Below are 13,426 nucleotides of genomic sequence, written 5' to 3'. Positions count from 1 at the left end.
GGCACCGTACGTCATCCGGTGGGGTGAAGATCACAGAGGAGCGGCGCCATGGGCGTGGCCGGGGCTGAGTACGGTGAGCGAGTGCCCACGCGTAGGAACACGTTCTCATCATGGTGGCGCCGCCTCGCGCAGCGTGCCGTCCACGCGGGCTGGGCCTGGGTGCAGCGCACGGGTTCCGTCACGGCCGAGCGGCCCGGACGTCTGCGCTTCGGCTCGATGGGAACAGGTACCAGGCTGGCGTTCCCGCTCGGCACGGTCTTCGGCGAACCGTGGATCCACCTCGGCGCGCACTGCGTCGTGGGCGAGCAGGTCACGCTGACCGCCGGTCTGATGCCCGACCTGGACCTCGGCCCGGAGCCGATCCTGCGCATCGGGGACGGGGTGGTGCTCGGCCGCGGCAGTCACGTCATCGCCGACACCACGGTCACCATCGGCAGCGACTGCTACTTCGGCCCCTATGTCTACGTCACCTCGACCAACCACTCCTACGACGACCCGCACCAGCCCATCGGCAAGCAGTGGCCCCGGATGGAGCCGGTGGAGATCGGCCCCGGCTGCTGGGTCGGCACCGGCGCGGTGATCCTGCCCGGGGCGCGGATCGGGCGGAACGTCGTGGTGGCGGCCGGTGCCGTGGTGCGCGGCGAGGTCCCCGACCACGCGGTGGTCGCGGGGGCGCCCGCCAAGGTCGTACGCCGCTGGACCACCGCCGAGGGCTGGCAGCCGCCGCTGCGGACCCCGGCTCCGGTGCCGATACCGCAGGGGATGACTCCGGAGCAGTTGCTGGCGCTCGCGGAGCTGGACGGGGAGAGCGCCGCCGAGTGGGACGGAGAACCCGGTTCCCGGCTGGCCGGGCTGGAGACCGAGGGCGGCTGATCCGCCGAAGGAGCGCCGCCCGACCGGCCCGGTCCGGCTCAGCCCGTCGCCAGCAGCAGTGTCCCGACCAGCGCCAGGCCCGCCCCGGCCGCCTGGACGGCCCGCAGCCGTTCACTGAGGAAGCCACGGGCGGCGAGCGCGGTCACCACCGGGTAGAGCGAGGCGAGGACGGCGGCCACGGTGACCGGTCCGTGCTGGGCGGCGACGCAGTACGTGCCGTTGGCCGCGACGTCCGCGAGGCCCACGAAGCCGAGTGCGGGCAGCGAGCGCCAGGGGAAGCCGCCCTCCGGCAGTACGGGCCCGCCGCGCCGGGCGGAGGCGTACAGCGCAGCCCCGCCCACCGCCACATTGGTCACGCGCTGCACGAAGAGCGCGAGGAACAGGCCGGTGACGGTGGTCGAGGCCTCGGCGATCAGCGCGAACACCGTGCCGAAGCCGAGGGCCGCGACCAGGGTCAGTCCGATCGCCCGCCGCTGCACCGCGGCGCCCCCGAGGCGTGGCCCGCCGGCGAGCATCACCCCGGTGACGGCGACCGCGATCCCCGCGACCTGGAGCAGTCCAGGGCGCTCGCCCAGCACCAGGCCGACGGAGATCGGCACGGCCACGCCGAGCGAGGCCAGCGGCGAGACCACCCCCATCGGGCCAAGGGCGAGCGCCTTGTAGAAGGAGAGCATCGCGACCGGGCCGACCAGGCCCGCGGCGAACGCGAACCAAAGCCGCGGTCCGGCCTCGCTCCAGCCGCCGGTGGCGAAGACGATCACGCCCAGCACCGCCGCCGCGACGGACTGGGAGACCACGACGACCGTCAGCGCGGGCATGCGCCGGGTGAGCAGTCCGCCGCCGAAGTCGGCCAGACCCCACAGGAGGCTGGTGGCCAGGGCGAAGAATGCTGTCACGGCGTGCCTCGCAGTACAGTTCGGTGAACGATCGGGTGCAACCCACCGTAGTTCAGCGAAGTAAACTCTGTCATCCAAAATATTGGACGGAATGTGTCGGACCTCGAACTGCTGACCCAGTCCCTGGCGCGCAACGTCAAACGCTGGCGTACCGAGCGGGCTTTCACCCTGGACACGCTCGCCGCCCGCGCGGGAGTCAGCCGCGGCATGCTCATCCAGATCGAGCAGGCCCGCACCAACCCCAGCCTCGGCACCGTCGTCAAGATCGGTGACGCGCTCGGCGTCAGCATCACCACCCTGCTCGACTACGAGCAGGGCCCCCGGGTCCGCGTCGTCCCGGCCGACCAGGCCGTCCGCCTGTGGCACACCGACGCCGGCAGCTACAACCGCCTCCTGGCGGGGGTCGAGGCCCCCGGTCCGCTGGAGATGTGGGAGTGGCGCCTGATGCCCGGCGAGGGCAGTCCCTCCGACCCGCACCCCACCGGTACCGTCGAACTGGTGCACGTCACCGCAGGGGAGCTGACGCTCACCGTCGACGCGGTGGAGTACCGCGTACCGGCGGGCGCGAGCGCCTCCTTCGAGGCCGACACCCCGCACACGTACGCCAACACCGGTGCCGAGCCGATGGACATGCTGATGGCCGTGTCGGTTCCGCCCGTGCACTGAGACGCCCCGCCGCACCGCCCGGCACGGCTGTTAGCGTGCGGACATGCGCGCACCCCTCGGGAACTTCGACCAGGCCACCCCCGCCCCCGACTGCCTCGACGAGCTGACCCGCCCGGTCGCCGACGCCGTACGCCACTGGCAGTGCGCAGTCCCGGCCGATCAGATCGTGTACGTCGAGACCGACCCGCAGCTCGCCGACACCGCCGTCTTCGTCGAGCACTACGGCCAGGACCTGCTCGAGACCTCCGCGAACTGCGTGGTCGTGGCGGGCAGGCGCGGCGGCGAGACCAGGCTGGCCGCCTGCCTGGTCCTGTCCACCACCCGCGTCGACGTCAACGGTGTCGTGCGCCGCCAACTCGACGCCCGCAAGGCCTCGTTCGCGCCCATGGAGGTGGCGACCGGGGAGACCGGCATGGAGTACGGCGGCATCACCCCGATCGGACTGCCCGACGCCTGGCCCCTCCTGATCGACTCCCGCGTCGTCGACCTCCCCTACGTCCTGGTCGGCAGCGGCCGCCGCCGCGGCAAACTCCTGGTCCCGGGCAAGGCATTCGCGGAACTCCCGGGCGCGGTGGTGCTGGAGGGACTGGGCGTCTGACCACGGCGGCCCAGTAGCAGGTGATCTCCGGGTGACAGGCACGACCCTGCGCCCCGCCCGGCCGCCTGCCAGGAAGCGTCAGCCCAGGCGGGGGATCTCGATGGCCGGGCAGCGGTCCATGATCATGTCGAGGCCTGCGGCGCGGGTGCGTTCGCAGGCGGGCTCGTCGATCACTCCGAGCTGGAACCAGACGGCCTTCGCGCCCTTGGCGACGGCCTCGTCGGCGACCTGGCCGGCGAGATCGCTGTTGACGAACACGTCGACCACGTCCACGTCGAAGGGGATGTCCGCGAGAGACGCGTACCCCTGTTCGCCGTGCACCGTCTCCGCCTTCGGATGGACCGGCACGACCCGCTTGCCGAAGCGCCGCAGCACCTCGGCGACGCCGTACGCGGCCCGGCCGCGGTTCGAGGACAGCCCCACGACCGCCCAGGTGTCACCGTGCTCGGTCAGGATCTTCCGGATGGTCGCAGCGTCGCCGTGCACCAGCGGTCTCCTCGTCTCGGGAAGGGGTTTCCGTCCGGGCAACGACGGGCGCCGCCCGGCGATTCCCGGCCGGTGCGGAAGCCGCCGCCGTGTCCGGAACGCGCGCCGCCGGACTGCGCGCTGCCGTCCGGCGGCCTACGCTCGGGCCGTGCTGCGCATCATCGACGCCCGAACCGGCGAGCCCGTGGACGCCGCCCCCGCCCGGCACGGGCTGACCCGTGTCGAGGCGCACGCGTCCGGCTGCGACGCGTCGGGCCTGCGCGTGCTGCTGGTCGCCGACATCCTCGTCCGCGCCCTCGAACTGGACGGCACGCCCGTGTGGCCGCTGCTGTCCGGCGGCCGGGAACAGGCGCGGGAGCTGCGGGCGGCCGCCACCGCCCTCGGCATCCGCCCCTTCGAGGACGGCCGCGGCGCCGGCACCGCTCCGGGCCGGGCCCAGGTCGTCCATGTGGCCGCCGAGGGTGCCGACACCGCGGCCGGGGGAGTCCGCGTCGCCGTCGCGCCCGTCGACGCGGCCGTCCCCGCCGTCCCCGCGCACGACGACGACCCCGCCGCTTGGCGCCTCGCGCTGCTCATCCGCCGCCACACCCGGCCCGTACGGCTGGACCAGTCCGCGCTGGACGACGCCCGGCAGAGGCTGGCGCGATGGCGCGCGGCGGTCGCCGAGTGGGCGCGCCGGCCCTCCCGGCCGGTCCCCGACCAGGTGCGCGGACGGCTGCGCGGCGCCTGGGAGGACGACCTGGACGTGGCGGCTGTCCTGCGGGTCCTGGAGTGGGTCGGCGCCGATCCGGACCTGGCGGACGGCGCCCGCTTCGAGACGTACGCGTACGCGGACCGGCTGCTCGGGCTCGACCTCGCACGCGACCTGGGACGTGCGGCGTGATCGCCCGCTCGGGGGCCGGCCCGCTGCGCCGCCTGGTGGTGCTGCGGCACGCCAAGTCCGCCTGGCCCGAGGGCGTCGCCGACCACGACCGTCCGCTCGCGCCCCGCGGCCGCCGGGACGCGCCCGAGGCGGGCCGCGCGCTCGCCGAGGCCGACTGCCTTCCGGACCTCGCGCTGTGCTCCACCGCGCTGCGCGCCCGGCAGACCTGGGACCTGGCCTCCGCCCAGTGGGGCACCCCGCCGCCGGTGCGCCACGACCGCCGGCTGTACGCCGCCGACGTCCCCGAACTGCTCGCCGCCGTGCGCGAGGCGCCGCCGGAGGTCGGGACACTGCTCCTGGTCGGCCACAACCCGGGCCTGGAGGACCTGGTCCTGGAACTGGCCGGCGACGGTCTGGACGACACGCTGGAGCGCCTCCGGACGAAGTTCCCCACCTCCGCGATCGCCGTCCTGTCCTGGTACGGCCCCGGTTGGCCCTCCCTCGCCCCGGGCACCGCCCTCCTGACGGAGCTGATCGTGCCGAGGGGCACCAAGAAGCGGCGGTGAGCCACGCGCGCGTGCCCGGCGGCCGGGCCTTTTCCCGGACGGCCGGAGCGAACCCTCCCGCGGCACCGGCGCGGGCGCCGCATAGGCTGGACCGATGCAGGACGAGTACCGCACAGTCGCACGCGCGGGCGTGCACGAGACCGAGGTCAACCGCTCGCGCTTCCTGTGCGCCCTCGCCCCGGCGGCCACCGAGCGGGAGGCCCAGGACTTCGTCGCCGCCGTCCGCAAGGAGCACGCGGACGCCACGCACAACTGCTGGGCGTACGTCATCGGCGCCGACGCCGGGATCCAGAAGGCGAGCGACGACGGCGAGCCGGGCGGCACCGCGGGCGTCCCCATGCTCCAGATGCTGCTGCGCCGCGACATGCGGTACGTCGTCGCCGTCGTCACCCGTTACTACGGTGGCGTCAAGCTTGGCGCGGGCGGCCTCATCCGGGCCTACGGCGGAGCCGTGGGCGAGGCCCTGGACACGCTCGGCACCCGCACCCGCCGCAGGTTCCGCATCGCCACCGTGACCGTGGACCACCAGCGGGCGGGCAAGGTGCAGAACGACCTGAGGGCCACCGGGCGCGAGGTGCGGGACGTGAACTACGGCGAGGCCGTCACCCTGGAGATCGGCCTGCCGGACGCCGACGTGGACGCCTTCCGGGGATGGCTCGCGGACGCCACGGCCGGAACCGCCCGGTTCGAACTGGGCGGCGAGGCCTACGGGGACGCCTGACGGAAGGGGCGCGCCCCGTGCCGCCCCCTTTGCTCAGCGCGGTACGTGGAGCTGGACGGCACGGTACTCCGACGGGCTCACCCCGTACGAGGAGCGGAACGCGCGGCTGAACTCCGAGGGGCCGGCGAAGCCCCAGCGGCGGCCGATCGCGTGGACGGGCCGGGCGGCCAGCCGCGGATCGGCCAGATCACGGCGAGCCCGCAGAAGGCGCTGACCGCGGATGTAGGCGGCGACCGTGACGCCGCCGTCCTGGAAGAGGCGATGCAGTGTCCGCAGGGACACATGATGTGCGGCGGCCACACCGAGGGGCGTCAGTTCCGGGTCGGCGAGATGACGCACGATGAAGGCGCGGATCTCCAGGAGCTGGACCCGCTGCCGGGTCTCGACGGCCGTCCGGCTCCGCAGATCCAGGCTGTGTGCCAGCCAGGCGGTGATCAGGTCGACCAGCACGGAGCCCAGGCGTGCGCTGTCCGCCGGCCCGAAGGTACCGGAGGCGGTGGCCAGTTGACCGAGGAAGGCGGCGAGCAGACCGCCGACGCCCTCCTCCCCGGGCAGGCGGGTGGCCAGCAGCCGGTTGAGGTGATCCGCCGGCAGCGGAAGCGTCCCGGGGTCGAAGCGGGCCAGCACCGTGGCGGCCGTTCTTCGGCCGTTCACGGGCTCGGCCCGGGAGTCGTAGGGACGGGAGTCGCAGTACAGCACCAACTCGCCTGCGGTGATCGAGGCGTGACGCCGTTCCTGGGCGATCCACTGGTGGCCGCTCAGGGTCAGCGCGGCGACGTAGTGCCCGGGATCGGACCGGCGGATCAGCTTCGGGGTGCGGTGCGAACGCAGCGCCGAGTACGTCAGCGCCGTCACCTGGACGTCCCCCAGGTCCCGGGCCCGCAGGGAGGCGCGGAAGGACGCGGGATCCTCGACCAGGACCTCGTTGGGCGCCAGGGCGTGCGTCATCAGCTCACGCCACGCCTCCACCCGAAGCTCGGAAGGAAGCGTTCCACTGTCGAAGACGTCGGCCAGCATCGTTGGACCCCCCGTGAACCGGCCCGAACCGTTGTCACCAGCCTCTCTTCGGTTGTCCTGCCGGTCCAGAGCCCCTTCGGCCAACAATGACCGGAATGACCGGTCGGGGCCCCGGGCCGGGTCGTACGGCTCGTGCGGTCAGAAGTTCCGCAGGCCGTACCAGGTGTTCTTGCCGACGATCCCGTCGGCCCCGCCGGCGACCTTGTAGTCGCTCTGGAACCGCTTGACCGCGGACAGGGTGTTGCCGCCGAAGTCACCGTCGATGCCCTTCGGGCCCACGCTGTAGCCGAGGGACAGCAGGAGGCACTGGGCCTCACGGACCGTGTCCCCCTTCGACCCGTACGAGATGGTGGGCGGCGTGACCCGGTTGTCGTAGCCGCAGTACCACCCGGAGGCCTGCTGGGTGGACTTGGTCGTGGGCTGGGGAGCGGCGTGGGCGGGCGCCATGGTGGCTGCGACACCGCCGAAGGCCAGGGCGGAGGCCACCAGCGTGGTGGTGGTGAAGCGACGTATACGGCTCACGGTCACTGCCTCTCGGGTTGAAGAAGTGGAAGCGGGGTTCTGGGAGAAGAACCGTAGGCGTGCCGAAGAGGGAAGTCGTTGGCCGTCGACGCCAGGGCCTGTGCGTTGCGTGCCACCAAGCCGCGCGGTGCACGAGCAGGTTCATAACGGGCATTTCCGGCGATTCTGTGTCACGTGGCGATGACTGCCGGGGTTCGTGGTGGACCGGGTTCCGCGAGGCGTTAGCGTGGTGGGTGCTGACCACGAGCCGCTGCCGGCTTGTGCTGGTCGGGATCCGTAGGAGGGGGAGACGTGCAGGCCGGAGCGGTTTCTTGAGAGTGCTGCACACGTCCGACTGGCATCTGGGCCGGGCGTTCCACCGCGTGAACATGCTCGACGCCCAGGCCGAGTTCATCGGCCACCTCGTCACGACGGTGCGCGAGCGCGACGTCGACGCGGTCGTCGTGTCGGGGGACGTGTACGACCGCGCGGTGCCCCCGCTGGCGGCGGTCGAGCTGTTCGACGACGCGCTGCACCGGCTCGCCGGCCTCGGCGTGCCCACGGTGATGATCTCCGGGAACCACGACTCGGCCCGCCGCCTCGGCGTCGGCGCGCGGCTGATCGACCGGGCGGGCATCCACCTGCGCACCGAACCGTCGGCGTGCGGGACCCCGGTGGTCCTCACGGACACGCACGGCGAGGTCGCCTTCTACGGCCTGCCCTACCTCGAACCCGCCCTGGTCAAGGACGAGTTCGCGGTCGACGGAGCAGGCCACGAGGCCGTGCTCGGCGCCGCCATGGACCGGGTCCGCGCCGACCTCGCCACGCGCGCGCGTGGGACCCGTTCCGTCGTCCTCGCGCACGCCTTCGTCACCGGCGGCGAGCCCAGCGACAGCGAACGGGACATCACCGTCGGCGGGATCGCCGCCGTCCCCGCGGGCGTCTTCGCCGGCGTCGACTACACCGCCCTCGGCCATCTGCACGGCTGCCAGGCCATCACCGAGCGCGTGCGCTACTCCGGCTCCCCGCTGCCGTACTCCTTCTCCGAGGCCGCCCACCGCAAGAGCATGTGGCTCGTCGACCTGGACGCCGACGGCTTCGCGGGCGCCGAGCGGGTCGACTGCCCGGTGCCGCGCGCCCTGGCCCGGATCCGGGGCACCCTGGAGGACCTGCTCGCCGACCCGGACCTCGCCCGCCACCACGAGGCGTGGGTCGAGGCGACGCTCACCGACCCGGTCCGCCCCGCCGAACCCATGGCTCGTCTCACCGAGCGCTTCCCGTACACCCTCAGCCTCGTCTTCGAGCCCGAACGCGCCCCCGGCGAACCGGACGTGTCCTACACCCGACGGCTGGCCGGCCGCGACGACCAGCAGGTCGCGGAGGACTTCGTCGCCCACGTGCGCGGCGCGGCACCCGACGAGCACGAACGGGCGGTGCTCCGCGAGACGTTCGACGAGGTCCGGGCGGACGAGGCGGTACGGGAGGTGGCGCGGTGAGGCTGCACCGGCTCGACATCACCGCGTTCGGCCCCTTCGGCGGCTCGCAGACGGTCGACTTCGACGCGCTGTCGGCCGCCGGGCTGTTCCTGCTGCACGGCCCCACCGGCGCAGGCAAGACCTCCGTCCTGGACGCCGTGTGCTACGCGCTGTACGGCGCGGTCCCCGGCGCCCGGCAGAACGGACAGGGCACGACCCTGCGCAGCGACCACGCCGCCGCGGGCACCCGTACCCAGGTCATCCTCGACCTCACCGTCGCCGGACGCCGGCTGGAGGTCACCCGGCTGCCGCCCTGGGAGCGCCCCAAGAAGCGCGGCACGGGCACCACGCTCGACAAGGCCCAGAGCCTGCTGCGCGAGTACGACGCGACAGCCGGTGCCTGGAAGGACCTCAGCCGCTCCCACCAGGAGATCGGCGAGGAGATCACCCAACTGCTCGGGATGAGCCGCGAGCAGTTCTGCCAGGTCGTCCTGCTGCCGCAGGGCGACTTCGCACGGTTCCTGCGCGCCGACGCCGAGGCCCGCGGCAAGCTGCTCGGAAGACTGTTCGACACGCACCGTTTCGCCGCGGTGGAGAAGCGGCTCGCCGAGCGCCGGCGCGCCACCGAGGCCCGCGTGCGCGAGGGCGACGCCGCGCTGTTGGCCGACGCGCACCGGATGCAGCAGGCGGCGGGTGACGCCATGGAGCTGCCCGAACTCGCGCCCGGCGAGCCCGGTCTTGCACAGGCCGTCCTCACCGCGGCCGCCGTTGCCCGATCCACCGCGCGTGAGCAGCTGACCGTCGCCCGCTGCCGCCTCTCGGCCGCCGAGGCCGCCCACGCCGACGCCGAGGCGGCGCTGCACCGGGTACGCGAGACGGCCCGGCTGCAACAGCGGTACGCCGAGGCGCGGGAGCGCGCCGAGCGCCTCGCGGAGCGGGCCGGTGCCCACCGGGAGGCGCAGGCACGCATGGAGCGTGGGCGCAAGGCCGAGACGGTGGCACCGGCGCTGGAGCTGCGCGAGGCGGCCGACGCCGGCCACCGCCGGGCGGCCGCCGCCGAGGCACGCGCGCGTGCGGCGCTCCCGGCGGAGTTCGCCGAAGCCGGAGCCGCCGGACTGGCCGCCGCCGCCCGCCGGGCCGCCGAGGAACTGGGCGGGCTCGAGTCGGCCCGCCGCGCCGAGCGGCGCCTGGCCGACGTCGTTGCCGAGCGTGCCGCGGCGGACCGGCAGGAGCGTGCCGACGACGACGTGCTCCAGGACGCCGAGGCCTGGCTCGCGGGTTGGGAGACGGCCCGATCGGCGCTGCGGACCCGCATCGACACCGCCCAGGAGGCCGCCGCCCGGGCCGAGAGGCTCGCCCTGCGGCTCGAACCCGCGCGCCGGCGGCTCGCCGCCGCCCGGGTGCGCGACGCTCTGGCCGCGGACACCGAGGAGGCGCGGCAGCAGGCCCTCACCTCCGCCGAGGCCGCCGCACGCGCCAAGGAACACTGGCTGGACCTGAAGGAACAGCGCCTGAACGGCATCGCGGCCGAACTCGCCGCGAGCCTCACCGACGGAGATCCCTGCGCCGTCTGCGGCGCCACCGAACACCCCGCACCCGCACGCAAGGTCGCCGGACACGTCGACCGCGAGACGGAGGAGCACGCGCTCGGCGAGCACCAGAAGGCCGAGGAACAGCGCGCCCGGGACGAACGCCGCCACGGCGCCGTACGCGAGGAACTGGCCGCCGCCACCGCGGAGGCGGGCGACACCCCCACGGCGCGACTCGCCGAGGAGGCCGGGGAACTGGAGGACGAACTCGCCCGGGCCCGCCGGGACGCCTCCGCCCTGCACGCGGCACAGCGGGAACTGCTCAGCGCCGAACAGGAGCGCGAACGGCGGCTGACCGACCGCCGTGAGGCCGAACTCCGGGCGACCTCACGGCTGGCCCTGCGGGAGAGCCTGGACCGCGAGAGGACCGCCCTGGAGGCGGAGCTGAGCCACGCCAGGGGAGCCGCCGGTACCGTCGCCGCGCGGGCCGCGCAACTGGAGCGACGGGCGGCACTGCTCACCGAGGCCGCCGACGCCGCACGCGCCGCCGAGGACAGCGCCGAGCGACTCAAGGACGCCGACGGACGGCTCGCCGAGGCCGCGTTCCGGGCCGGCTTCGACACCCCCGAGTCCGCGTCCGCCGCCCTCCTCGACGACGACGCCCACCGCGAGCTGCAACGGCGCCTGGACGCCTGGCACACGGAGGAGGCCGCCGTGCGCGCGGTCCTCGCCGAGGCCGACACGGCGGACGCCGCCCACCGGCCGCCCGCCGACCTCACCGTGGCCCGGGCCGCCGAGGCCGACGCGGACCGGCGGCTGCGGCAGGCCGTCTCCGCGCGGGACGCCGCCGACCGCCGCCGCGGCGAACTCGACCGGCTCTCCGCGCGCGCGGCGACCGGCGTACGCCGGCTGGCGCCGCTGCGGGAGGAGTACGACCGCGTGGCCCGCCTCGCCGCCCTCACCGCGGGCACCTCGGCCGACAACGAACGCCGGATGCGCCTGGAGTCCTACGTCCTCGCGGCCCGCCTGGAACAGGTGGCCGCCGCCGCGACCGTACGCCTGCGGCGCATGTCGTCCGGCCGCTACACCCTCGTCCACTCCGACGACCGGGCCGGGCGCGGCCGCAGCGGTCTCGGACTGCACGTCGTCGACGCCTGGACGGGCCGCGAGCGGGATACGGCGACCCTGTCGGGCGGCGAGACGTTCTTCGCCTCGCTCGCCCTCGCCCTCGGACTCGCGGACGTCGTCACGGACGAGGCGGGCGGGACGGGCCTGGACACCCTCTTCATCGACGAGGGCTTCGGCAGCCTCGACGACCAGACCCTGGACGAGGTCCTCGACGTCCTCGACTCCCTGCGCGAACGCGACCGCAGCGTCGGGATCGTCAGCCACGTCGCCGACCTGCGACGGCGCGTCCACGCCCAACTCGAGGTGGTGAAGGGCAGGTCGGGATCGGCCGTACGGCTGCGCGGGGCTGGCTGAGCGGACCGGGCGCGCGGGACCGCCGGGGCGGCCGGAGGACGGCCGCCCCGACCGGGCTCAGAGCTGGGAGAGTTCGTCCACCAGGTCGTCCAGGCCCAGCGAACCCTGCGACAGCGCCGCCATGTGCCAGGCCTTCGCGTCGAACGCGGCACCGTGGCGCTCCCTGGCCTTCTCCCGGCCCAGCAGCCATGCCCGCTCGCCCAGCTTGTAGCCGATCGCCTGGCCCGGCATCGACAGATAGCGGATCAGCTCGCTCGCCACGAAGTCCGTCGGGCGGCTGCTGTGCGCGCCGAAGAACTCCAGCGCCAGCTCCGGCGTCCAGCGCTCACCCGGGTGGAACGGCGAGTCCGCCGGAATCTCCAGCTCCAGGTGCATGCCGATGTCGATGATGACGCGGACCGCGCGCATCATCTGCGCGTCCAGATAGCCGAGCCGCCGCTCCGGGTCGGTGAGGAAGCCGAGTTCGTCCATCAGGCGCTCCGCGTACAGCGCCCAGCCCTCGGCGTTGGCGCTGACCCCGCCGACGGTGGCCTGGTAGCGCGAGAGGTCGTCGGCCACGTGCGCCCACTGCGCGAGCTGGAGATGGTGGCCGGGGACGCCCTCGTGGTACCAGGTCGAGACCAGGTCGTAGACCGGGAAGCGGGTCTGCCCCATGGTCGGCAGCCAGGTACGGCCGGGCCGGGAGAAGTCGGCGGACGGCGCCGTGTAGTAGGGGGCCGCGGCACCTCCTGGCGGGGCGATGCACGACTCCACCTTCCGCACCCGCTCGGCCAGTTCGAAGTGGGTGCCGTCGAGCGCCTCGATCGCCTCGTCCATCAGGTCCTGCAACCACTGGCGGACCTCGTCGACGCCCTCGATGTGCGTGCCGTGCTCGTCGAGGTGCGCGAGGGCCGTCCACGGGGTCTCGGCGCCGGGCAGGACCTTCTCGGCCTCCTGCTTCATCTCGCCGAGCAGCCGGTGGAACTCCGACCAGCCGTACGCGTACGCCTCGTCGAGGTCCAGGTCCGTGCCGTTGAAGTAGCGCGAGAAGCGGGCGTAGCGCTCACGGCCGACCGTGTCCGGGGCGTCGCCGATCGTCGGCGCGTACACGTCGCGCATCCAGTCCCGCAGCTCCACGAGGGCCGCGTTCGCGGTACGGGCGGCCTCGTCGAGTTCCGCGCGCAGGGACTCGGGACCCCCGGAGGCGAAGTCCTCGAACCAGCCGCGGCCGTTGCCGTCGGTGTCCGACCACTCGGTGAGCTGCTCGATGAAGATCGCCGTCGGCTGCGGGCCGCCGTACAGCTTGCGGTCCAGGCCGAGGGCGAGGGACTCGCGGTAGCCGCGCAGCGCGGCCGGCACGGCTCGCAGGCGCTCGGCGATCGCGGCCCAGTCCTCGTCGGTGGCGCTCGGGGTGATCGTGAACACCTCGCGCACCGAGTGCACCGGGCTGTGGATGTTGCTCACCGTGCGCAGGCCCTCGTCGGCCTCGTGCACCGCGAGTTCCGCGGTCAGGCGCTCGCGCAGCAGACGGGCGCACCGGCGCTCGATGTCACTGTCCGCGCCGGGCTGCCGCTCGGCCTCGTCCAGCCGGGCCAGGGTGGTGCGCGCGAGGTCGGCGAGCGCCTGCTGGCCGGCGGGCGAGGTGTCGGGCAGCCTGCTCGAACTCTCCTTCACGCCGAGATAGGTGCCGGTGAGCGGGTCGAGGGCGATGAGTTCGTCGACGTAGGCGTCGGCGACCTGACGGGGCAGCGGGTTCTTGGTCTGTGACATGCCGA

General features: G+C 73.9%; 13 protein-coding genes. 8 read left to right on the top strand and 5 right to left on the bottom strand.

Annotated features, from left to right (window positions below; translation table 11 throughout):
• The first annotated feature begins 48 nt into the window (after positions 1 to 48).
• Complete coding sequence (locus ACIP4X_RS14205; RefSeq protein ID WP_358736501.1) at positions 49 to 873, top strand: acyltransferase; 825 nt, start codon at positions 49 to 51, stop codon at positions 871 to 873.
• Positions 874 to 911: 38 nt separating this feature from the next.
• Here the strand turns inward: ACIP4X_RS14205 and ACIP4X_RS14200 are convergent, their stop codons facing one another.
• Positions 912 to 1,769, bottom strand: a complete 858-nt coding sequence (locus ACIP4X_RS14200; protein WP_358736499.1) for a DMT family transporter — start codon at positions 1,767 to 1,769, stop codon at positions 912 to 914.
• A 93-nt stretch (positions 1,770 to 1,862) separates the two neighbouring features.
• Between ACIP4X_RS14200 and ACIP4X_RS14195 the strand changes: the two genes are divergently transcribed.
• Positions 1,863 to 2,435, top strand: coding sequence for an XRE family transcriptional regulator (locus ACIP4X_RS14195; protein WP_358736498.1), 573 nt, complete (start codon positions 1,863 to 1,865; stop codon positions 2,433 to 2,435).
• Positions 2,436 to 2,478: 43 nt separating this feature from the next.
• Positions 2,479 to 3,033 carry a YbaK/EbsC family protein gene (locus tag ACIP4X_RS14190; RefSeq protein ID WP_358736496.1) on the top strand — a complete coding sequence of 185 codons (555 nt, stop codon included), beginning with the start codon at positions 2,479 to 2,481 and terminating at the stop codon, positions 3,031 to 3,033.
• Between the two features lie 78 nt (positions 3,034 to 3,111).
• Here the strand turns inward: ACIP4X_RS14190 and ACIP4X_RS14185 are convergent, their stop codons facing one another.
• Positions 3,112 to 3,519 carry a CoA-binding protein gene (locus ACIP4X_RS14185; RefSeq protein ID WP_358736494.1) on the bottom strand — a complete coding sequence of 136 codons (408 nt, stop codon included), beginning with the start codon at positions 3,517 to 3,519 and terminating at the stop codon, positions 3,112 to 3,114.
• 148 nt (positions 3,520 to 3,667) lie between these two features.
• On the opposite strand from ACIP4X_RS14185, the gene ACIP4X_RS14180 reads away from it, so the two are divergent.
• The 3 genes from ACIP4X_RS14180 to ACIP4X_RS14170 all read left to right on the top strand — a co-directional run bounded on the left by ACIP4X_RS14180 (position 3,668) and on the right by ACIP4X_RS14170 (position 5,668).
• Positions 3,668 to 4,402 carry a hypothetical protein gene (locus tag ACIP4X_RS14180; RefSeq protein ID WP_401348469.1) on the top strand — a complete coding sequence of 245 codons (735 nt, stop codon included), beginning with the start codon at positions 3,668 to 3,670 and terminating at the stop codon, positions 4,400 to 4,402.
• Positions 4,399 to 4,947 carry a SixA phosphatase family protein gene (locus ACIP4X_RS14175; RefSeq protein WP_401348466.1) on the top strand — a complete coding sequence of 183 codons (549 nt, stop codon included), beginning with the start codon at positions 4,399 to 4,401 and terminating at the stop codon, positions 4,945 to 4,947. The genes ACIP4X_RS14180 and ACIP4X_RS14175 overlap by 4 nt, the downstream gene beginning before the upstream one ends.
• A gap of 94 nt (positions 4,948 to 5,041) precedes the next feature.
• On the top strand, positions 5,042 to 5,668 hold the full coding sequence (locus ACIP4X_RS14170; protein ID WP_358736489.1) for a YigZ family protein: 627 nt from the start codon (positions 5,042 to 5,044) through the stop codon (positions 5,666 to 5,668).
• A gap of 33 nt (positions 5,669 to 5,701) precedes the next feature.
• On the opposite strand, the gene ACIP4X_RS14165 is transcribed toward ACIP4X_RS14170, so the two are convergent.
• Positions 5,702 to 6,685 (bottom strand): helix-turn-helix domain-containing protein, encoded by a 984-nt coding sequence (locus tag ACIP4X_RS14165; RefSeq protein WP_401348462.1) that lies wholly within the window; start codon positions 6,683 to 6,685, stop codon positions 5,702 to 5,704.
• Positions 6,686 to 6,823: 138 nt separating this feature from the next.
• The gene (locus ACIP4X_RS14160; protein WP_358736485.1) at positions 6,824 to 7,207 is read right to left on the bottom strand and encodes a peptidoglycan-binding domain-containing protein; all 384 of its coding nucleotides are present in this window, start codon (positions 7,205 to 7,207) and stop codon (positions 6,824 to 6,826) included.
• A 311-nt stretch (positions 7,208 to 7,518) separates the two neighbouring features.
• Here ACIP4X_RS14160 and ACIP4X_RS14155 point away from each other — a divergent pair, with 311 nt between their 5' ends.
• Positions 7,519 to 8,682 carry an exonuclease SbcCD subunit D gene (locus ACIP4X_RS14155; protein ID WP_358736483.1) on the top strand — a complete coding sequence of 388 codons (1,164 nt, stop codon included), beginning with the start codon at positions 7,519 to 7,521 and terminating at the stop codon, positions 8,680 to 8,682.
• Complete coding sequence (locus tag ACIP4X_RS14150; protein WP_401348458.1) at positions 8,679 to 11,672, top strand: AAA family ATPase; 2,994 nt, start codon at positions 8,679 to 8,681, stop codon at positions 11,670 to 11,672. The genes ACIP4X_RS14155 and ACIP4X_RS14150 overlap by 4 nt, the downstream gene beginning before the upstream one ends.
• A 57-nt stretch (positions 11,673 to 11,729) precedes the next feature.
• Here the strand turns inward: ACIP4X_RS14150 and ACIP4X_RS14145 are convergent, their stop codons facing one another.
• Positions 11,730 to 13,421, bottom strand: coding sequence for a DUF885 domain-containing protein (locus tag ACIP4X_RS14145; protein ID WP_358736480.1), 1,692 nt, complete (start codon positions 13,419 to 13,421; stop codon positions 11,730 to 11,732).
• Positions 13,422 to 13,426 lie beyond the last annotated feature (5 nt).

It is taken from the genome of Streptomyces sp. NPDC088817 (assembly GCF_044750345.1).
Lineage (GTDB): Bacteria > Actinomycetota > Actinomycetes > Streptomycetales > Streptomycetaceae > Streptomyces.
This window is presented reverse-complemented; position numbering and strand designations above follow the sequence as displayed.